Source organism: Paenibacillus endophyticus (assembly GCF_014192395.1).
GTDB lineage: Bacteria > Bacillota > Bacilli > Paenibacillales > Paenibacillaceae > Pristimantibacillus > Pristimantibacillus endophyticus.
Window position 1 is genome coordinate 277,673 of record NZ_JACHXW010000002.1, and the last position, 21,146, is coordinate 298,818.

At 50.0% G+C, this 21,146-nt stretch carries 17 protein-coding genes; 4 read left to right on the forward strand and 13 right to left on the reverse strand.

The genetic code is table 11. The features are described 5' to 3' along the window. Nucleotides 1-107: 107 nt before the first annotated feature. The 3 genes from FHS16_RS03935 to yicI form a co-directional block, all read right to left on the reverse strand. Nucleotides 108-1,130 carry a Gfo/Idh/MocA family protein gene (locus FHS16_RS03935; protein WP_183559082.1) on the reverse strand — a complete coding sequence of 341 codons (1,023 nt, stop codon included), beginning with the start codon at nucleotides 1,128-1,130 and terminating at the stop codon, nucleotides 108-110. Between the two features lie 31 nt (nucleotides 1,131-1,161). After that, nucleotides 1,162-1,932: a sugar phosphate isomerase/epimerase family protein gene (locus FHS16_RS03940; protein ID WP_183559085.1), complete on the reverse strand. Its 771-nt coding sequence runs from the start codon at nucleotides 1,930-1,932 to the stop codon at nucleotides 1,162-1,164. Between the two features lie 206 nt (nucleotides 1,933-2,138). Then, entirely contained in the window at nucleotides 2,139-4,460 is a 2,322-nt protein-coding gene (yicI, locus tag FHS16_RS03945; RefSeq protein ID WP_183559087.1) for an alpha-xylosidase, read from the reverse strand. A gap of 171 nt (nucleotides 4,461-4,631) precedes the next feature. On the opposite strand from yicI, the gene FHS16_RS03950 reads away from it, so the two are divergent. From FHS16_RS03950 to FHS16_RS03960, 3 genes are all read left to right on the forward strand, one after another. Continuing rightward, nucleotides 4,632-5,543: an AraC family transcriptional regulator gene (locus FHS16_RS03950; RefSeq protein ID WP_183559089.1), complete on the forward strand. Its 912-nt coding sequence runs from the start codon at nucleotides 4,632-4,634 to the stop codon at nucleotides 5,541-5,543. A gap of 141 nt (nucleotides 5,544-5,684) precedes the next feature. Continuing rightward, nucleotides 5,685-5,912, forward strand: coding sequence for a 3-dehydroquinate dehydratase (locus tag FHS16_RS03955; protein ID WP_138754710.1), 228 nt, complete (start codon nucleotides 5,685-5,687; stop codon nucleotides 5,910-5,912). Between the two features lie 281 nt (nucleotides 5,913-6,193). After that, nucleotides 6,194-7,093: an ArsR/SmtB family transcription factor gene (locus tag FHS16_RS03960; protein WP_183559091.1), complete on the forward strand. Its 900-nt coding sequence runs from the start codon at nucleotides 6,194-6,196 to the stop codon at nucleotides 7,091-7,093. Between the two features lie 3 nt (nucleotides 7,094-7,096). Here FHS16_RS03960 and FHS16_RS03965 read toward each other — a convergent pair whose 3' ends face one another. The 9 genes from FHS16_RS03965 to FHS16_RS04005 form a co-directional block, all read right to left on the reverse strand. Beyond that, nucleotides 7,097-8,737 carry a response regulator transcription factor gene (locus FHS16_RS03965; RefSeq protein ID WP_183559093.1) on the reverse strand — a complete coding sequence of 547 codons (1,641 nt, stop codon included), beginning with the start codon at nucleotides 8,735-8,737 and terminating at the stop codon, nucleotides 7,097-7,099. Further along, nucleotides 8,730-10,553 carry a cache domain-containing sensor histidine kinase gene (locus FHS16_RS03970; protein ID WP_183559095.1) on the reverse strand — a complete coding sequence of 608 codons (1,824 nt, stop codon included), beginning with the start codon at nucleotides 10,551-10,553 and terminating at the stop codon, nucleotides 8,730-8,732. Before FHS16_RS03970 ends, FHS16_RS03965 begins: the two co-directional genes overlap by 8 nt. A gap of 10 nt (nucleotides 10,554-10,563) precedes the next feature. Then, nucleotides 10,564-11,868 carry an ABC transporter substrate-binding protein gene (locus FHS16_RS03975; RefSeq protein WP_183559097.1) on the reverse strand — a complete coding sequence of 435 codons (1,305 nt, stop codon included), beginning with the start codon at nucleotides 11,866-11,868 and terminating at the stop codon, nucleotides 10,564-10,566. Between the two features lie 36 nt (nucleotides 11,869-11,904). After that, nucleotides 11,905-13,578, reverse strand: coding sequence for a family 43 glycosylhydrolase (locus tag FHS16_RS03980; RefSeq protein WP_246431583.1), 1,674 nt, complete (start codon nucleotides 13,576-13,578; stop codon nucleotides 11,905-11,907). Between the two features lie 185 nt (nucleotides 13,579-13,763). Next, nucleotides 13,764-14,597, reverse strand: coding sequence for a carbohydrate ABC transporter permease (locus FHS16_RS03985; protein WP_183559100.1), 834 nt, complete (start codon nucleotides 14,595-14,597; stop codon nucleotides 13,764-13,766). Then, nucleotides 14,598-15,494: a carbohydrate ABC transporter permease gene (locus FHS16_RS03990; RefSeq protein ID WP_246431584.1), complete on the reverse strand. Its 897-nt coding sequence runs from the start codon at nucleotides 15,492-15,494 to the stop codon at nucleotides 14,598-14,600. A 113-nt stretch (nucleotides 15,495-15,607) separates the two neighbouring features. Continuing rightward, nucleotides 15,608-16,894 (reverse strand): ABC transporter substrate-binding protein, encoded by a 1,287-nt coding sequence (locus FHS16_RS03995; RefSeq protein WP_183559104.1) that lies wholly within the window; start codon nucleotides 16,892-16,894, stop codon nucleotides 15,608-15,610. A gap of 215 nt (nucleotides 16,895-17,109) precedes the next feature. Next, a complete protein-coding gene (locus FHS16_RS04000) occupies nucleotides 17,110-17,760 on the reverse strand; it encodes a hypothetical protein (RefSeq protein WP_183559106.1) in 651 nt (216 codons plus the stop codon). 109 nt (nucleotides 17,761-17,869) lie between these two features. After that, nucleotides 17,870-19,156 (reverse strand): MFS transporter, encoded by a 1,287-nt coding sequence (locus FHS16_RS04005; protein ID WP_312890768.1) that lies wholly within the window; start codon nucleotides 19,154-19,156, stop codon nucleotides 17,870-17,872. Nucleotides 19,157-19,364: 208 nt separating this feature from the next. Between FHS16_RS04005 and FHS16_RS04010 the strand changes: the two genes are divergently transcribed. Continuing rightward, on the forward strand, nucleotides 19,365-20,255 hold the full coding sequence (locus FHS16_RS04010; protein ID WP_183559108.1) for an ROK family protein: 891 nt from the start codon (nucleotides 19,365-19,367) through the stop codon (nucleotides 20,253-20,255). 300 nt (nucleotides 20,256-20,555) lie between these two features. Here FHS16_RS04010 and FHS16_RS04015 read toward each other — a convergent pair whose 3' ends face one another. After that, the gene (locus FHS16_RS04015) at nucleotides 20,556-21,065 is read right to left on the reverse strand and encodes a DinB family protein (RefSeq protein ID WP_183559110.1); all 510 of its coding nucleotides are present in this window, start codon (nucleotides 21,063-21,065) and stop codon (nucleotides 20,556-20,558) included. Between the last annotated feature and the right edge of the window lie 81 nt (nucleotides 21,066-21,146).

Genomic DNA, 21,146 nt, shown 5'->3' on the forward strand with positions numbered 1-21,146 from the left:
CTCTTTTTTCCAATTTAACACATACTATTCTACAATGCAAGATAGTGTTCAAAAAAGAATACCTCCGGCGGATTGGCAAATGCCCAATCACCGGAGGTATCCACTCATTAGTTTACGCTGATAAATTTACCCGTTGCTTGCGATTCGAATGCGCAAAGAATAACTTTCAGGGAAGCACGGCCGTCTTCTCCGCTGACAGCAGGAGTCGTATTCGTTAGGATGCTTTCAAGGAAAGCATTAACTACGCCGCTTGTTTCTTGCTTGTCGTTAGTCGAGATCGCTCCAACCTTATGCTTCTCAATCGTACCGTTGCGAAGTTCAACGATTACTTGGTCATCGTGATGCGTACCGATTTTCATTACGCCGTTCTCGCACCAAAGAATCGTGCTGTTGTCTTCGCCTTTGTAGTAAGTCCAGCTAGCTACAAGCGTGCCGATTGCGCCGCTCTTCATGCGAAGCAAGCATGTTGCGTTATCGTCAACCTCAGTGTCTTTTTTGTCCAGCGTCGCCACAAAGCCGGCAACCTCTGACACTTCATCATCGAGCATCCAGCGGATAAGATCGGATTTATGAACGCCTAGATCGCCCATAGCGCCCATGATCGCTTCAGGCTTGCGGAAGAACCAGCTCTCTGCGCCATCAATGCTCCAAGCATCCGGTCCCGGGTGACCGAATGATGTGCGGAATGTTAGCACTTTGCCAAGAATACCTGATTTCAAAACTTGCTTAGCTTTCACATGCGGCGGCATGAAGCGTTGGTTATGGCCAACCATCAGATGAACGCCGTTTTTCTTTGCCGCTTCGATCATCGCTTCCGCTTCTTCGTCCGTTACGGCCATTGGCTTCTCTACCAGCACATGCGCGCCAGCATTTGCCGCTGTAATCGACATCGATGCATGCAAAGCGTTCGGCGTACAAACGCTCACCGCATCCGGTTTGATCTCAGCCAGCATCGTTTCATAATCTGCGAAAGCTTTGCCGCCATGAAGGTTAGCGAAATGCTCTGCGCGCTCGATGATCGGATCAACGAAAGCGACTAGCTCTACGTTATCATGAGCCGCATATTCCGGAACATGACGGTATTTCGAGATGGAACCGCAACCTATAACTGCTACGCGTACTTTAGACATTAATATTTTCCCCTATCCACTCTAAGTTAGATTATTGGTTTAGAAAGTTTTTTTTCATCCATTCCATGCTTTCCGCAACCGCTTCAAGCGGCGGGTTTGCACATGTGTCCTGCTCAACGATCAGCCATTCTACCGATGCCTTCGACGCTGCATCAATAATGTCCAGCAGCGGCAAGTCGCCTCTGCCAAGCTCGACGGTATCGATCTGCTGGCCCTTTTCGCCTGCGCGGAAATCTTTCAGATGCAGAAGCGGCAAACGGCCTGCGTATTTCGCAATGTAAGCAAGCGGATCAACGCCGGAATATTGCACCCAGCCAATATCCATTTCAACTTTCAGGTACTGTGCATCGATGCGCTCATACATCGCGTCAAAAACGATTTGACCGTCAATTTCCACTTCAAATTCAAAATCATGGTTATGGTAAGCGAAAGAAATGCCCGCTTCACGGAAACGCTTACCATACTCCTCGAATTTAACGAGGTGGTTGCGCCATGCGTCTGTATCGCGTGAATCAGCTGGAAGCCATGGACAGATCGCATATTTAGCTCCAATGGTTTGTAGATAAGCGATTTCTCCGTCAAGGTTCCCTTCCAGAAGATGCAAGCCAATATGGCTTCCGATTGCTTTCAGGTTCAACTCTTGCAGCAAATCACGCATAGCTTCAGCTTTAATGTCTCCGTAGCCTGCGAATTCGACGCCCTCGTAGCCCATAGCCGCAACCTGGCGAAGTGTGCCTTCGAAATCCTGTGCCGTAGCATCCCGTACTGTGTACAACTGCAAACCAACATTCATTCGCGTCATGTGAGCCGCACTCCCTTGTATCTATTATTTTGATGTATTTGATTTTGCTTTCCGACTTTCATTATATCGGCAGTGGCAAGTGAAAAACAGCTATTTTAATAACATTTTCTTATGCGATTTTGGTTAATGCTCGTCTTTCTCACGAATAAAGAGGAGCAGCCCCCTCAAGTCCGCTCAAGACTGTGAAGGAGCTGCTGCTTGTATCCTTAGATATGAATGGTAAACGCCAATTGTTTAGGTCCGGCAGCAAGCTTCAGAACGCTGCCATCCACCTCACCCGTAACGCCTTCTACGGAAACGATTGAACCAAGACCTTTCAGCGCGAATGAGAACGGTTTGCCGCTGCCGTTGACTTGAACGGAAATTGCTCCGCCTTCGCGGCTGGCCGTTACCGTTAATTCTGCAGCACCCTTTACATCGCGAACGATCGTTGCTGCTGTTTTACCATCCTCCAGATTATGAAGCTCCAGCGATACGCCGTCTGCATAATCATAGTCAGGACGAACATCGTTAGCGCCAAGCGCGATGATCGAGTTCGGACGAACGAATAACGGCAGGCTGAAGAAATCATGTTTCTCCTTGCGCCATGAACCGCCATCTACGATCTCCCCGGACAGCAAATGCGTCCATTTGCCTGTTGGCAAATAATAAGTAACATTGCCTTGCTCGTTAAAGATCGGAGCTACCAGCAAGGAATCGCCAAGCATATATTGACGATCAAGAACCTCGGTAGTCGGATCCTCGGGGAATTCCAGCACCATCGCACGCATGGATGGCAAGCCGAGCTCCGTAGCTTGTACAGCCGTGTTGAACAGATAAGGCATAATGCGGCATTTGAGTTTCGTGAAGAAGCGGGTTACATCCACTGCTTCCGTGTCATATGCCCAAGGCACGCGGTACGATTTACTTCCATGAAGACGGCTGTGGCTGGACAATAAGCCAAACGCTAACCAACGTTTGAATACATGCTCAGGAGCTGTATTCTCGAATCCGCCAATATCATGGCTCCAGAAGCCGAAGCCTGAAATTCCGAGCGATAATCCGCCGCGCAGGCTCTCCGCCATGGACTCATAGTCCGCATAGCAGTCTCCGCCCCAGTGAACGGGAAACTTTTGTCCGCCAGCAGTTGCTGAACGGGCGAACAACGCAGCTTCGTTTTTACCAAGCTTTTCTTCAAGCACTTCAAATACCACTTTGTTGTAAAGCTGAGTATAGTAGTTGTGCATTTTCATCGGATCGGATCCGTCGAAATAAGCTACGTCCGTCGGGATACGCTCGCCGAAGTCTGTTTTGAAGCTGTCAACGCCCATGTCGACAAGCTCGCGCAAGTAGCTTGCATACCATTCGCATGCGGCTGGATTCGTGAAGTCAACGAGCGCCATGCCCGGCTGCCATAGATCCCATTGCCAAACATCACCGTTTGGTTTCTTCACTAAATAGCCATTTTCCTTGCCCTCTGCGAACAAACGGGAGCGCTGCGCGATATATGGATTGATCCACACACAGATTTTCAGCCCTTTTTCTTTCAAGCGTGACAGCATGCCTACAGGATCCGGGAAGACGCGCTCATCCCATTTGAAATCCGTCCAGTGGAATTCACGCATCCAGAAGCAGTCAAAGTGGAAGACATGCAGCGGCAAATCACGCTCCGCCATTCCGTCTACGAATGAGTTAACAGTCGCTTCATCATAGTTAGTCGTGAATGAAGTCGTTAGCCACAGACCGAATGTCCAAGCTGGCGGAAGGGAAGGCTTGCCTGTCAAATCCGTATATTTGCCCAGAACTTCCTTCATGCTAGGGCCATCGATAATGAAATATTCAAGCGACTCGCCAGCCACGCTGAACTGCACTTTCTTTACTTTTTCCGATGCGATCTCAAACGATACAAGCTCCGGGTGATTAACGAACACGCCGTAGCCTTTGTTCGTAATGTAGAAGGGTATGTTTTTGTATGATTGCTCGGAGCTTGTACCTCCGTCTTTGTTCCATAGGTCAACGACTTGGCCATTTCGTACGAATGGCGTAAAGCGCTCGCCAAGGCCGTATACCCATTCGCCGACACCGACGTCAAGCTCTTCGCGCATAAAGGTATTGCCGTTGTCTTCTTTAATATATGCCATCGATTTCTGCGTGCTGCCCGTGATGCGCTCGCCGTCGCGGTAGAAATCGACTGCCCATACCGGACCTTTGCGAATGTGAACGCTCAAGCTGCCGCTTTTTAGCACAGCTTCTTCATCAGTTTCTTCAATAATGACATGGTTGCCCGTCTGCGAGGACAGCTCGAATACCGGTCCGCGCTCTGTCACGCCGGCATGATGCACAAGCTTTACACCGATAATGCCTGGAAGCGGTGAATGGAAATGGACCGTTAACAGCATCGTATCCAGCATATTGGAGCGTGTTACGATTGGCTGCGGTGATGCGTAAGCCGTAAGCTTTCCTTCATTTTGCTCGAAATCATGTACTTGTACGGCTCCTAATACTTTGTATTCATCACGAATGAGCCAGTTACCGTCTGTAAATTTCATGGACTGAACCAACTTTCCTGTTTTGTTTTATTTGCATTCCTACATAATTGCATTATACTGATTATGAATCGAACTTATCTAACAAAATAATGCTCATCTATAGCACTATTTTGACGAAATGCCTCTACTAAGGCCATCGCACCCTTTACGAACACAGGAGGCCATTTCCAAATGGATCATACGACACGCCATTCATTAAAGGAAGACCGTCTGCATGGCGACAACATGTTCCCGCTTGCCGCTTACTGGATCGAACACAGCGAGCCCGGCGTTCCCGTTCTGGATTGCCACTGGCATGCAGAGGCTGAGTTTTTTTATGTGCTTGAAGGGGAAGTGCTGTTCCAGGTAGACACCGATTATTTTCCCGTTCGAGCAGGCGAGGCCGTTTTTATTGACGGCGGCGATATACATGCCGGACATGCGCTTGGTGACAAGGCCTGCTCCTTCTGCGCCATCGTCTTTGACACCCATTTGCTGTCAAGCGCCAGCTATGACGCCGTACAAGAGCAATACATTTCGCCGCTTCAAGACAAGAAACGCACGTTTCCTAGACATATTCAGCCCCAAACCAAATGGGAAATTGCGCTGCTTCGTCATTTGCAGAACATCATGGACATTTGCGAGACACCATCAAGCGGTCTTGAAACAGCCGTCAAAGGCCATTTCTACTTAATGCTTCATGAAATTGCAGCAGAAGGACGATTCTGCAACCGGAGCGAAACAAACACGTCCGATACAACCAAAATCGACAGGCTGAAGAAAGCCATTGTTTATATGCAGCAAAATTTCCACAGGCCGATCCGCATCGTCGAAATCGCCGACCAGATTCCGATGAGCGAGGGTCAATTCTGCCGCTTCTTCAAAACAATGACGAGACAGACGCCTATCGAATACTTAAATGCTTATCGGATCAGACAAGCGGCCGACCTGCTGCTTCGTCCCGAGCTTAAAGTATCGGCGGTAGCGCTTGATGTTGGCTTCGACCATATCAGCTACTTCGTTAAAGTATTTCGCAAAATGATGAAATGTACACCTTCTCAGTTCCGCAAAAAGCAGCTGGAGGCATCGGAACGCCGAGTTTGACCGGCAATAACGCTGAATATTCGGTGATTTCCCCAAAAGTTACAGCATTGTAACCAAATACTCACCGAATTTTAAGAATTATTTAATAATTGTAAGTTACACTAATAAAAAAAAATCCTTCGCGGGATGGAGGTCCTTACTATGAAAACCATGCTGATGTTTCAAAATAAAACGATACCCGTCTATTTAACCGATACCAATAAACAAGCCATCGAAAAACTTTCCACCGTACTGAATCGCAAGCTGACTACGGGGAAAAACGCGCTGAAAACCTGTCTTAAATCACTCATAAGCGTAGAGATCGTAGGCAGCGAGGCGACGCTTCATTCCTATTTCGAACGCGATACGCTGACCATTTCACTTTATTAATCCAGGCCGCACATGCTTCGGCGTGCTTTCGCCGTCCAATATAAGAGATTGACGTATACCGTATATGGTTGCCATTCATTGTAAATAGGGGCTGTCTCAAAAGTCATAAATGACTTTGGGACGCCCCTTTTTCATTTTCTCGTTGATTCAAAGGAATCCCTGAGCAATGGCGATCGGAAGAACATTTAAATGTGCAGGCCTCAACAATCATGAACTATAAAGTTGTATAATTAACCTCAGGGTTATACAATAAGGAAAGTACATAATACGAGGAGCGAGTTATGAACATCGAGGTTAATAGCAGCAATTTAAAATTTCTTGAATGCTTTTCTTCGGATACACGAATAAAGATTATTGAATTACTGAACATCAGGCCCATGAATATTAAAGATCTGGCAGAAGCGCTTGGCATTTCGTCCGCAATCGTAACCAAACATATCCAGAAGTTAGAAGAAGCTTCTATTATAACGACGGAGAGCGTGCCAAGCACTCGCGGCCGTCAAAAAATATGCCACCTGACGCTTGATTCGGCAACGCTGCAATTTCGAGTAAAAGAACAAGCCGATCAGAACCGCTACGCGGTATCCATTCCCATCGGACAGTATTCCTCCTACGAGGTGAAGCCGACCTGCGGCCTTTCTTCGGATATCAAAATCATAGGCATGGTCGACGATCCGCGCTACTTCTCGGACCCTGAGCATGTAAAGGCTTGTCATCTTTGGTTCGGCAGCGGTTATATCGAATACCGCATCCCTAATTATTTAGTCGGGAAGCAGCGGATTCGGAGCATTTCCATCTCGCTGGAGATCTGCTCGGAGGCGCCTCATTACAACGAGAACTGGCCGTCGGATCTTTCCTTCTATTTGAATGACGTGTGTCTCGGCACCTGGACCTGCCCTGGTGACTTCGGCGCTGTCAAAGGCGTATATACGCCCGCTTGGTGGGATCTTGGCACGCAGCACGGCTTGCTCAAGCAGATAACCATCGATGCCGAAGGCTCCTATATCGATGGCATTCGCATGTCTGCCAAGAGCGTAGAAGACCTGGCAGTTGGCCTTAACGAGGATATCCGCTTCCGCATCTGCGCGCCTGAAACCGCTACCCATAGCGGAGGATTAAGCATGTTCGGCAAGCAGTTCGGCAACTATGATCAAGATATTCAAGTGTATGTCGCATATTGATCCTTATTGACTGTTCGGGTTAGCCCCCGCTTGCAGCTGATCACGGTACAGCTTTGGCGACATCCCGGTTTCATTCTTAAACACGCGGTTAAAGTGGCGGATATTGGCGAAGCCGGTATGCTCTGCGATAGCCGCTATTTTTTGATCGGTTTGAGCCATCCTCCGCTTCGCTTCATGAATCCGCACTTCCGTTAACCGCTCGACAAACGATTTGCCCATGCGCTGCTTGAATAAGGTACTGAAGTAAGCCGCATTCAAATATACGGCATCGGCCACTTCTTTGAGCGTCAATGCGTTCGCATAGTTCTGCTCAATATATCGAATCGACTTTTCAATCGGATCACGCTCGGGCTGCGCGACGTTCTCCGCGATACAAACCGCTAACCGAACGAGCAGGAGCGAACACTCCTCCATAAGCTCCTCGCGCGAGGAAATAGAGCAAATATGAAACAGCACGGCTTTCATATCTTTGCTGCCCAGCCATTCCTTTGTCATTCCCAGCTTCCCCGCTGTTTCGTAATAATGAAGCAGAAGCTTGCAAAGCTGCTGGTGAACCACTTCCGGTGAATAGGCCTTGCTGCACAGCTCGCTTACAAACGTTTGAACAGCCTCCGCCACCAGTTCCCGCTTCCCTTTATGGACGGCTTGCTCCAGCAGCTCCCATGACGATGAACTTAAATCGCTGTAAAGGCGATCATCTCGGGTGATCTCGCCATATGCGATTACCTTATCCCCGCCAATAATAAGGCGATGGAGCAGCGCAATCTCGGCTTCGTTATATGACTCGGCAATCGCTTTAAAACCTTCAACAGCTTGACCAATGCCGATTGTCACCGTAATGTTCGACAATGAGGTCATTTGCCTGCGAATGCTCTCGCCTATTTCCCTTATGCCAACCATCGCCTGCTCGCGGTCGGGAATATTGATCAGCGCCGCCACTTCTGTTTCCGACATGACGAAGCAGTAGCCGTTCACTCGCCTGCTCAAAACCTCTTGCACGAGTTGCTGGATATACAACTGGAATAACGAGGGGTCGGCACGGTTGTATCGTTCGCTGCCGATCGAGCTTTTGTCCAGCTTAATGACCATGCAAGCAAAGTAGGGATGCTGAAAAGCGATGCCAATCGAACGAAGCAGCTCCAAGTCCGCGTCGTTCACGCTACCTCTGAGCAGAGCCGTGATCAGATGCTCGCTGACATGCTGCCTGATCCGGTGCTCCTCGCGATGTGATTTGACGGCGATAGCCGGATCTACTTGCAGACGCTGCCCCACATGAACTTTCTCCCGCAGCTGGCTAAGAACCTTGCCCAGCTCCTCCCGCTCGATCGGCTTCATTAAATAATCCATTGCGCCTTGCCTCATCGATTGTTGGATATAAATAAAATCATCAAAGCCGCTTATGACAACGCACAGCAAGTCTCTAAATCTCTCGCGCAGCAGCTGCTGCAGCTGTATCCCGTTCATGCGAGGCATGCGTATATCCGTTAGAACCGCATCCGGCAGCAGCTCTTCTACCAATTGCAGCGCCTCGTAGCCATCCCGTGCTTCACCGACGACCTCCCATTGCGGATCTAGCTCGGCAATCATCTTCCGCAGTCCTTTTCGAAAAATAGATTCATCATCGACAATGACGATTCTAGGCATGGATATCCTCCCTTCCTTTAAACAGCTCTTCATGAACAGCGGGCAGTGTCAATATCACCTTCATGCCTTGGTAAGGCATGCTCTCAAGGCTTAAGCCATATAACTCGCCGTAATGAAGAACAATTCTTCGATGCACGTTCAACAGGCCGTTGCCGCTGCTTCCGCCAAGATCCTTTGAATACTGCAATCTGCGCCTAATCGCACTTAGCTTTTCCTCGGTCATGCCAATACCGTCATCCTCAATGACGATTCGCAGCAGGCTTTCATCGATTCGGCAGGACAATGAAATTCTCCCGTTGCCGATCCCCTGGTCAATTCCATGATTGATCGCATTCTCAACGATTGGTTGAATGATTAGCGGAATCACCTTACAGGTTAACGCGGCTTCAATACTTTCTAGCTGAAAATCAATTCGTTCCTCATAGCGCATTTTTTGAATCGTCATATATCCCCTGACATGATCCAGCTCATCTTTGAGGCTCACGCGTTCCTTCTGACCATTCAAGCTGTAACGCAGCAGCCGGCTTAAATTGTTCGTCATTTTGACGACCTCTTGGTTGCCTTCGACCTCTGCATACATACTGATTGAGCCCAGCGTGTTGTATAGAAAATGCGGATTGATCTTACTTTGAAGAGCCGCAATCTGAGCATCCTTCTCCCGGATTTCCGTTTCATACAGCAAATAGCCCAGCTCGCTCAGCTTCGAGACCATCGTATTGAACGCTTTGCCCAAATGCCCTACCTCATCCCATTGCTTGACCGGGAACGATACGAGCAAATCGCCATGCTCTACCTTGCGCATCAGCTTGATTAGCCCGCGCAGCGGCTTCGTTATCTGGAAAGCCAGAAAGACGGACATGAGCATAGCAAGGCCTACGCAGATGATACCGAGCAGCATGATGGAATTGCGTATAAGGAAACTGTCCTTCATCAGCTCCGCAACCGGAACGATGCCGATCGTTTTCCATTCGGTTACGGACGATGTTACAAAAGAAACAAGCTGCCGCTCTCCGTTCACAGCTGCATGGGTTACGCCTTCGAGCTCACCGTCCTGCAAGAGCGACGATATTGCAGCTATCGGCTGTGCATGCTCCTTGCCTGCGACTACGCCTCCGTTTTGGTCGGTAATATATATGGCATCCCGATTTCCGAGCGTTACCTGTGACAAGATCTGGTGGATAACGGATGGGGCGACATCAATTACGATATATCCGAGTTTCTTTCCGGTGTCGAAGCTCCGCAGCTCCCTCGCTATGGAGAACACGGGGAAAATCGTACCGCCCGTCGACTGAATATTGTGGGTTCCAATAAAGGTGGATTGGCCGTTTCTCATCTGCTCGTTTTTGAGCCATTTCGCATTCTCGTCAAGCTTGTAGGTGGTTACATATTGACTCTCGGGCAGCACCACATAGGAAGCGCCACTCTCGCCAAACAAAGAAACGCCGACAATATCAATCCGGCCGTTCAGAAAAACCTGCGAAACGAACCCGTTGAGCTGCTTAATCTCCTCAAGCGTCAAAGCCTGCCCCTGGTCGCGCTTGCTCTCCAGGAACGCAATGATAGGCTCATATTGATAGGGCATCAGCGTCAAGCGGTCCAGCTCCGCCATGTACGTATCGAGATTCAATGTGAGCTGCTTCATCGTCTGCTGCTGATAATCGCCGACCTTCTGCTCCAGCGTAGCCGCGAATCTGCTAAAAGCGAAATAGCCCATAATGCTGAGCGGAAGCATGACAAGTATAAAGTTGATAAGAATAAGCTTTCTTGCAAGCTCCTGGTTTTTGAACCATCCGATCATGCTGCTGATCCGCTTCATGGCTGTCCCCTTATTTCTTCAGCTCGATGTTAACCCTTTTTGCGGCGTTCTCCAGCGTTTGCTCTGGCGTTTGCTGCGAATAATTCATCTTTTCGAATTCTTGGATGAGTATTTCAACGATAGACCACTGCCTGACATGGCGCGGCCAATACGCAACATAATTGGCTGTTGCCGCATAAGCGCTGCGGTACTTCAAGCTGTTGAACGGCTCACTCGCCACAACCTTTGTCATGCTTGGCACATGCCCGGCTTCCGCCCACATCTCCCCATGCTCTACGCACCATTTGGCAAAAATCAATGCCGCCGCCTTCTTCGCATCGGTCATGCCAAGCTTCGTAGGAATCGCTATCGTATGCGAATCCCCCCATACCGCTGCATGATCGTACAATACCGGCATCGGAATAACGCCGAAATCCAGTCCCGGCGCTTTCTCGAAAGCACCTGTTCCCCACATTCCCGTAATCAGCACCGCTGCCTTGCCATCATAGAACAGCTTGAATGAATCGTTAATATTAGGCGGAATAAGCTCTTGCTTATACAGCTGGTTCGTATAATCCAACGCTTTCAGCGCTTTAGGATTGTTGAACACGGTTTCGGTAAGCTCTTCATTGTAGAACGCGCCTCCGCCCTCTAGCTGATTATAAAGCGACCACCACAGCCAGACGGAATCGATCCGCGTGCTTGGCTGGGCTAGGGGAGCCGCGTCCGGAGGGATACTCGCTTTCAACTGCTTCAAAAAGGCATGAAAGCCATCCGCGCCGCTGCTCATCATCGGCATATCGTTTCCATCCAGCAGGCCTGCTTGCCGCAGGTAGCTCTTATTGTAATACATGACCAACGCGTGCGTATCCAGCGGCACTGCGTACGGGTTGCCGTCATATACGATCGATTCGAGTATATTGGCATTGAAGCCCTTCCAATCCAGCCCAGCCTGGCGAGCAGGCTCCGTCAGCTTTTCGATGTAGCCGTTCTGAACAAATTGAGGCAAGCTCGTCTGATGCAAAATGGCCAAATCCGGCGCGCTCCCAGACATAATGGCCGTCCTCAGCCTGGAATAATAATCATCCAGCCGCGTGTTCATCTGAACAACCTCAATCGATGGGTTCTCCTTATTGAACTGGTTGACCATCTCCGTCATGAATTGATTGTCCCCGCCGCTGAACGGTGTCCAGAATTCAAGTTTCACTGCGGCTGCCCGTGCTTCGCCTTGCGGATGATCCTCCTCATCCTGGGAGGCGCAGCCGGACAAAGCCGCGAGAAGGAGAGCCATAATCATATAAATCAGACATGACGTTCCTCTTCTATGAATAAACATGGCTTAGCCTCCGATGTCGTTAAGCTTTTCCTTCGTTTAAGGATTATGGCGGACAAGATCCAAACAATCGATTTCCAGCCGATCCGTCGATTTCCCAAGGATGAGCAAGTTTGGTGAATCGCCTAGCCTAACGGTTGCTTCTACTTCGACGAATTCATCACGACCGGCTGCTTGGACCGTCAGACTCTCGCCACGTTCACCATTAACAGACAGCTCAATCTGCTGCCCGCTTTCTGTTTTGTTTTTCAACCTCAGGCGTATGGTATAGGAACCTTTCACGGGTACCCTTATATTCTCGAATCTCACCGCTTCCTTCACTCCAGGCAAAACGAGAACCGAGCGTCCACCAGAGCTCAGCGAGCTTTCCGCCATTTCGCTCTCTGGCGAGAGCTGAGCGTATTCCGCTTCGAAACGCGGAACCTCGATCGCTGACACAGCGCTAACTGCTCCTCTTCCGCTAATATCGACATGGTTCAATCCTTCAGTCAGCATAAGCTCCGTGTAGACATATCCTGTTTCGCTTGGCTGTGTAGGCGGCAGTGCCAGCTCCGAACCCGTTTCTCCAGCTGCGCCAATCTGAATGCGCAAATCTTGCTCGCTTTCATTCGTATAATGAATGAGCAATGGCATGACTGCCGTAGAGGCAGAGTGAATTCCATCAAAAGTAAGTTTGTCTGTTCCTTCAGTGCGCGCATGCTTTGCTTGAATGACACCGTTGCCTGAGGGCACCTCAATTGCGGTCTGAAGCGCCAGCGGAGCACCGAATGAAGGAATCCCGTCCGTTCCCCATTCGATACGCTGCGCCCGAGCCTTGCGGTTGTTCCAACCATCGGACTGCCCAGATGTAGCATGGTAAATAATCCAATCCTCCCTCCCGTCCTGCGATTGGGCAAATGTATTATGCCCCGGGCCGTAGACCCCTGCTTCGCCATCCATCTGCATCAGCGGTTCCTTCGTCTTCTGCCAGCTGGCGGCATCTAACGGATCTCCGCCCGGTTCAAGAGCCAGCAAGCCTATGCTGTAGAAAGGCGTCCAGCTCCCTGCTCCGGAATAGGCGATAAACAACCTATCGTTTTTTTTCAAAATCGCTTGCCCTTCATTAATAAACGGAGGGCCTCCCGCTTTCTCCCAATCCAAATCCGGCTCGCTGAGCAGGACGCGGGGGCCGCTGATCGTATAAGGATTGCTCATCGGCGCAATATACGTATTCTGCTGAATATTCAGATCGCCCTCCCAGCCTGACCAGACGAAATAAAGCCCGCCTCCGTGCTCCAGCGCAAGGCCGTCAATAGCCCATTTGTTCGTCGAATCTGTTACTTGTCCCTTAAAAGCATAGGTGCCCATCGGATCATCCGTTTCCGCTTCCAAAGCATACATGCGGTGATTCGCGTTGTCCCCGTTATCGGCTGCGTAATAAATATAGTATTTGCCTTGTATATATTGAATCTCTGGCGCCCAAAGATTGGCTGAATGCATCGTGTCAATTGGCGGATACCATACCACCTTACGCTCTGCTTGATGAAAATCAAGGGTAAGTGATTTCATCACCATAATATCCGCTCCGTTATGCGTAAAGGTCATATAATAATAACCGTCTTTATACAAAATGCTCGGGTCCGGCGTATCCATCTCAGCCAGTGTATTTTTGAAAGTTCCGCCATGACCATTATAAGCGCCGTCTGACGAAGTGTCATGTCGCGATTGATTCATGATTAATACCCCCAATATAAATAGGCTTACAGCTGCAGTAATCATAACAGCAAATGGCATTCGCCACCTATTCCTTATCATGCTATCCCTCCGCCTATATGAGCTGATGTGCAGAAAGAGACCTGTGAGGTCTCTTTTTTGCAGCATGTACGTCAACTCTATTAAATAATTTCTCATGCACCTTATTATTTCACAGCTGATTGCGTTATTGCCTTCACGAAGGAACGCTGGCCAAGGATGAATACGATGACGACCGGCAGCGTCGCAATTGTTGTCATTGCCATCAGCTTGCCGTAGCTTTGCGTGTAGCTGCCTGTTGCCATCATGGCAATGCCGGCCGTAATCGTTCGCATCTCCGGAGAAGTCGTCGCATATAGCGGCCAAACGAAATCATTGTAGATGCCCATGAAGGTGAAGATCGCCAGCGTCACCATAATGGATACCGCTGATGGCAGCAGGATGCGGGCATAAATTTGCCATTTATTCGCGCCGTCAATGCGCGCCGCTTCTTCTATCTCTCTCGGAAAGGAGGAGAAAAATTGATAGAGCAGGAACACGCCGAACGCGCCTGCCGTCGCAGGCAGAATAAGCGCAGGATACGTATTGATCAAATTAAGCGCATTGAACTCCATATACATGGGAAGAAAGGTCAATACGCCAGGAATCATGAGCGATGCGATAAACAGGGACAGCATGATTCTGCGAAGCGGCAGGTCCTGCAATCTAGCTAACGCGTAAGCCGCCATCGAATCGATTATGAGCACGATAACCGTACCGATTACGCCAACCGACAAGGAATTGATGATCCAGCGGATAATAGGTACGTTCATAAGCTCGCCGTTGATGCCTTGCACGAAGTTGTCGACCGTTGGCTTAAGCGGGAAAAAATTCATTTTGCCGGACAACGCCTCAAAGTCGTTCTTAAAGGAAGTCGAAATCATCCACACGAGCGGCAGCAGGAAAAATACCGCAATGATAACGGCCAGCAGCGTGACCCCTAGCTTTCTCGTATTCACCATCTAAGCCTCTCCTTTCCGGCCGCTCGTCAGCTTGAACTGAACGATTGAAATAATAATAATGATCAGCGCCATCACGATAGCCATCGCGGAGGCTGAGCCGACTTCCTTGCGGAGGAAAGCCTGATCAAGCACGTTAATGAGCAGAACCTTCGTCGTGTCTCCAGGTCCGCCGCGAGTGAGCAGGAAAGGCTGTGCGTAGATATTAAAGGAAGCAATCGTCGACGTAATCATAATAAACAGCATAACGGGACGAATCGACGGCAGCGTAATTTTCGTGAATTTATGCCAGGCGTTCGCTCCATCGATCGAAGCGGCCTCATAATAATCCTCCGGAACTTCATTGAGCGCATTGATGAAAATAATCATATTAAAGCCAATCGTCCACCAAAGGGTAGTAAGAATAAGAGAAATCCAGGCCCAAGGCGTATCCGTCAGCCAAGGTATGCCCGTTATGCCGAGCTTGGCGAGCATGCTGTTCAGAAAGCCAGCGTTCGTGTCAAACATCATCAGCCAAATGACCGCCATTACAGAAGCGGACAGCGCATATGGCAGGAAATAAAAGGTACGGAACAAGCCGCGAATACGAGCAGGAAGCGCATTAACGAGCATCGCCAGCGCCAAGCCGACAATGATGAGCAGCGGTACGGAAAATAACACGAATTGAGCGGTCACCCATAAGCCTCTAAAGAAAATATCATTAATATAAGTGCCCGGCGTAAAAATGTTGATATAGTTAGCGAGCCCTACAAATTCGTAATCCTTGGACAACAGCTCGAAATTATGCAGACTGATGTAGACGCCATACAAAATGGGGAATAAGAGAAAGATGCTGAATGCGGCCAGATAAGGCAATATGAACAAAAAGGAAGTGAAACGTGACGTTAATGTCGTTTTCAACCGGAGTCCCCCTAACGCTTCTGCGAATTTTCTATCTCCTGCACACGCAGCCTTAGAGGCTGGGAACGGACTCTGCGATCCCCAGCCTCCGCGCTGCATCTCCTAAGGCGCAATTATTTCTTTAGCGCCTGCTGCGATTTGGCGACTGCATCGTCGAGCGCTTTCTGAGCATCCTTTTTGCCTAACAGCGCATTGTTAAGCTCGCCCCAGATCGGTTCGGATACCGTGCCCCAATTCAAAACATTCGGTGCGAATTGAACGTAAGGGAATGCAGAGGCCACGCTGCTTTGGAATTCAAGGGCTTTGAAAGCATCACTCTCAAGCATTGGCTTGGAGGCAAGCGCTTGGCCCGATTCCGCCCAATCCATCGAATTCGTCGATACGTATTTCAAAAAGTCGCCTATGCCTGCCGTCATTTTCTCGTCCGTTACGCTTTTCGGAACGACAAAGCCGTGCGAGCCTGCGAACACAGCCTGCTTCGCTTTGCCGATTTGCGGTACTGGCGCTACGCCAAAGTTCAAGCCAGCCTCCTCGAACTGGGATTTCATCCACGGCCCGTTAAACTGAATCGCATTTTTGCCTTGTAGGAATAGCGTATTTTCACCGTCCTGCTGCACGTTTGCCGGAGATACGCCGCTGTCTACCATCCCGCGCAGCCACTGTACCATCTCAACCGCTTCAGGCGAGTTGTATGCGACATCCGTTCCGTTCCAAAGCTCGCCGCCGTTCTGCCAGACAAGCGTCGGGAATATGAATTGCTGAGGCCATAATGTCGGAACCGCATATCCGTAAACGCCATTGCCTTTATCGGTCAGCTTCTGGACCGCATCGTCAAACTCCGTACGGTTTGTCGGTGCCGCAGCAATGCCGGCCTTCTCGAACAAATCCTTGTTGTAGTACATCACAAGAGGATGAATATCGAGCGGTATGGAATACCATTTGCCGTCGAGCGTCGAATAATCGGTTGCCGCCTCAGCGAAATCCGCTTTGTTGATGCCAGCCCCGGCAGCAAGGTCGTCAATCGGTTGAAGCTGGTCCTTGCTCGCGTATGTCGGCACTTGGTCAACGTGCATAATCATTAGGTCGGGGCTTTCCTTGCCCGTGCTAAGCGCTACATCCAACTGTTTGTAATATTCGCCGTTAGGCTGAATGACGAAATTCAATTTGTACTGATCCTGTGAGCCGTTATATTTATCTACGATCTTCTTCATGAACGGGCCGTCAGAACCGGAAAATGGCGACCAAAACAAAATTTCCGTTTTTTTGCCGCTTCCGGAGCTTTTGCCTTCATCCGGCGTTTTCTCTCCGTCGCTGGTGCCGCCGCTGCAGCCTGCAGCGATTAGCGCCGCGCCCGTAACCGTTAGAAGCAGCATGGAAAACTTATTGCGAGCTTTACTCATTTTTTTATCCCCCTAATGATGTTGTTGGATAGACGCAGCGTCTTCCGTGTTTTCATCATAAACGGATCGAAAAGGCAAACATATGCCGCATTTATAGATGATATGGACATATTTTTGGATACCGCAGCAGCTTCTTCCCGCTACTAACGCAACAAAAAACGGCTAATCAGGAAATATCCCGATTAGCCGTTTTCATATCCCGCTCATTAACTGTCCTAGACTGCCGTCGCTGTCTGCTCCTCCTGCTGCGGCTGTCTTCCTCCTCCGCCGAATCCACTGGTACGAATCGTAATCGATTCCGCCTCCTGCGTGTCATCCTTCAGCATCACGGATAAAATATCATCTGCTTTGAGGTCCGCAAGCGCCACTTCCGTCTCTACCATTTGCTCGTTTTCGAAGGTGACGCTCGTAATCTTCGTCGTATCCGTCACCGTAATCACAACGGTCTCGTCGGAGAACATCGCTCCCATGCCGCCCATTCGGCCGCCGCCTTCCGGACGCTCGCCGTCTGCCGGCATTTCACCGGCCGCAGGAGGCTGCTGGCCTTCGCCTTCAGGAGGAGCGCCTTCGGTTCCTTCTCCCTGCGGCGGACCCCCTTGACCCATTGCGGACTTGTAGAGGGTGATGGTTTGTCCGTCTACCGACTTGATTTTACCCATCAAATCAGCCTGTGCGCCCATTTGGCCCATTCCTTGCCTACCCCCGCCTTGCTGCTGCGTTCCATCGCCGGCGCCAGCACCATTCTGCTGCACGTCTGCTTGAGCGTCTGCTTGTACCTCCGCTCCTGCCTGTTCCTCCTGCACGCCGCAGCCTGCCAATGCCGATGCAATCACGACGGCGCTCAGCATCACTTTCCATTTGTTCATATCGTTCATCTCCTATGAATGTGGTCGACATTCCTTATGTCCATAACGAATTCTAGCATTCGATTATGAACGAGAGATGAACAAGAACTGAATGAAGACTGAATATCAATTAACCTCTTCTCAGAAGCGGATTTCTTTTCCAGTTACCCGATACGAACAAAAGCGTCCCGATCCAGCCGCAAATTGACGCGATAACCAGGAGCACCGTTAACGAAACGCTGCTCGAGAGCGTACCGCTCAGAATTGGCCCTATGCTGCCCCTGACACCGAATAGCATCAAATGCAGTCCGAATACCATCGCCTCTCGGCCCGGAGCAAGCCGGAATACGAAGGCAAGAATGCCAATATCCCATATCGCTTCGCCGATGCCTTGAATCGCGTTGCCGGTAATGACCGCCGCGTACGTGCCCCAAAGCCCATACAACATCGGAACGATCGCATAGGCCGCAATGCCGCAGAGCAGCGTATACTTAATATGTATCCGGTCAATCATCCAGCCCGCAATGAGAAAGGTAAGCAGCAAAGCCGTATAATAGGCTACGCGGGCAAAGCCGATCTCTATATTGGAGAGCTCCAATACCTTCACCTGAATGATCTGGTACAGCGGATTGGCGAGCATATTCCCAAAGCCTGCAAATGTCGTAGCCGCGAGGAACACGCCTAGCGTTCGGTTCTCCTTAACGAGCTTCCATTGCTCCTTCAGCGGAAAGCGGCTCGTTTTTTGAAGCACGATCGGCGTTTGCTTCCGCTCTTGTACCGGTAATTTGATTTTATTGAATAACCCGATCGATAATAGTCCAATAACAGATGCCGCAATAAGCGGTCCCGAGGGGCCGAATGCATCCGACCAGCTGCCTACGAGCAGCGCAAGCGGAATCATGATGCCGCCCATTGCCACGCGCACGTATCCCATCAATCTTCCCCGCAGGTCGGAGGGATACATCTGTGAGATGAGCGCAGCGTACGCAGGGGATTGTATGCCCATCAGCAATTGGAACAACAACGCCGCAACGACGTAAACGGATGGATACGCAAATATCGCAGGCAGGAGCAGCAGCGTTCTCCCCACCGCATTCGGAATCATGACAAACGGCTTCGGATTGTTCGCTCTCTCGATCAAGGTTGCCCAGAAGGGCGAGAACAACAAGCCGATGGCAGGAGCCGCGGCTAGCAGGCCAATCTCAAATCGGCTCGCCCCCTGCTGAATCGCAAATGCGATATAGAATTGATTCATAACGACATTGAACAAGCTGAATAAACAGGAGGCACCAAGATCGATCCGGGCGTTCCGCCAAACATTGCGGGTCATCGGCATTCCAAACTTCATGAAACGCGGGCTTGCTTTGGACTCTGACTTCATTTTTTCGGCAACCTTCTTCGCATATTGGTTAGTCACGCTTAGAGGACCCTTTGCTTAAGCAAAGGATCCTCTCTCTAGCCTTTCATTTGATTGGATATTACTACACTCCCCTACATTTGTACAGGGTAAAATAAGCATGGATAATAGGGCCTGCCAACCTAGCGTTCTTCCTAATCCGCGTGGAGTGTGGTAGACTTTTTCTCAGGCTAGCACTGTATTTTCTTCAATCATAGGAGGGCATTTCGTGGGTATTGCAATTGGAATTGATATCGGCGGTACAAAAATAGCATTCGGGTTCGTAGACGAGCAAGGCGAAGTACTCGCCAAAGGTTCATTAAAAACGGATTTAACCGTTTCTCCATCAGAGATGCTGGGCAGAGTAGCAGATGCGCTAAAGCAGCTTGCGGAGCAGCAACAATTATCGCTTGAAGGCATAAAAGGCATTGGGGTAGGCGCTCCCGGGCCTCTCAATACGCAAAAGGGCGAGCTTACCTGTCCTCCGAATCTCAAAAGCTGGTGGGGTTTTCCGGTCGTGGAGGAGCTTAAGAAGCATCTTCCTTTTCCTATTAAAATGGAGAACGATGCAACCGCGGCGACGCTTGCGGAGAAGTGGATCGGCGCAGCAAAAGATTCGGAGCATTTCATATTCATAACGATAAGCACCGGAATCGGCGCAGGCATCTTCATGCACGGCAAGCTCCTTACAGGCTCAACAGGCAATGCTGGCGATGCTGGCTTTATGCTCGTTGACCAAGCCGGCACCCCCTGGGAGAATGTTGCATCCGGAACGGCCGTCGCCCGCCAAGCGACCGAATTGCTGGGCCGCGAGGTTACCTCCAAGGAAGCCTTTGATCTGGCGGCACAAGGCGATCCGCAAATGTCCGAGCTTGTGAATCGCGTATTCACGTCAATCGGAATGGGCTGCGTATCGCTCATCAACATACTCGACCCCAACAAAATCGTCATCGGCGGAGGCGTTTCCCAGGTTGGCGATCCGCTTTTCTCGGCTGTAAGGGATTACGTATCACAAAACGCGCTCAATCCGTCCGGCAGAGAAGCGGCAATCGTTCCCGCGCTCCTGCAACAGGATGCAGGCCTGATCGGTGCTGCCGCACTCGTTCAACAAGCCTATTAAACAATAGCCACAGCCCTGAACGTGGTCAAGCCCCAATATTGTAGACAATGAAAAAAGCCCTATGAAATGAACTGTTAAATGACAAAGCGGCAGACCAAATTCTGGTCTGCCCTTCATTGATTGAACTATCGTTACCCGTTAGCTGAATGACTTTTTCTTGTTTGAGATTATTATTTGCTATTCATTTTTAGACAAAACTCCAGTCAGCAACCAATCGCTGCTGTTTTTTTCAACCCGTCTTGTCCTCTCTTCATATCAGTCTATGAACGGGGCGGGAAGGGTGCCATAAAGTAAGGACGACTAATTCAAGTAACGATTTCGGATGACCCCCATGTGATGAAGCTCGTGTCCTGCGATGCCGTAAACGAGAGCGCGCGCCGTAATGCTTACGTTGTTGGCTGTGCCCTTGCGGGACCACGCCTCCGTCGGTAACCCGCGCAGCAGTGTGATCGTCGATTGCCGTACGGCCCGGTAGTCTTCGGCCAATTGCGCGGTTGTCCAGCTTCCGAAAGGAGGAATGAACAATTCCTGGTCGAAACCGGGCAGAGGCGTCTGATCCCCTCTTGCAAATCGGAGCAGGCGGTAGGTCATGACGCGTTCACTGTCTGCGATGTGGCCCACGACTTCTTTCAGCGTCCATTTTCCTTCCGCATACCGATAGGCGCTCTGGCTTTCGGTCAACGATGCCAGCAGCTCGGTCATTTGCTTTTCCTGGGCGAGCAGAATGTCGATGATGTTGCCTTCCGGCACCAACCGGATATACTCGCCGGCGTCCCCGGCGTATTCTTCTTCTGACGGTCTTTGGTTCATGCGTAATCACCTTTCTATGAAGATATAGAAAACTAAAATGCTCTTTCCAATGCTCTACCGCGATTTTTTTACGAAATTCGT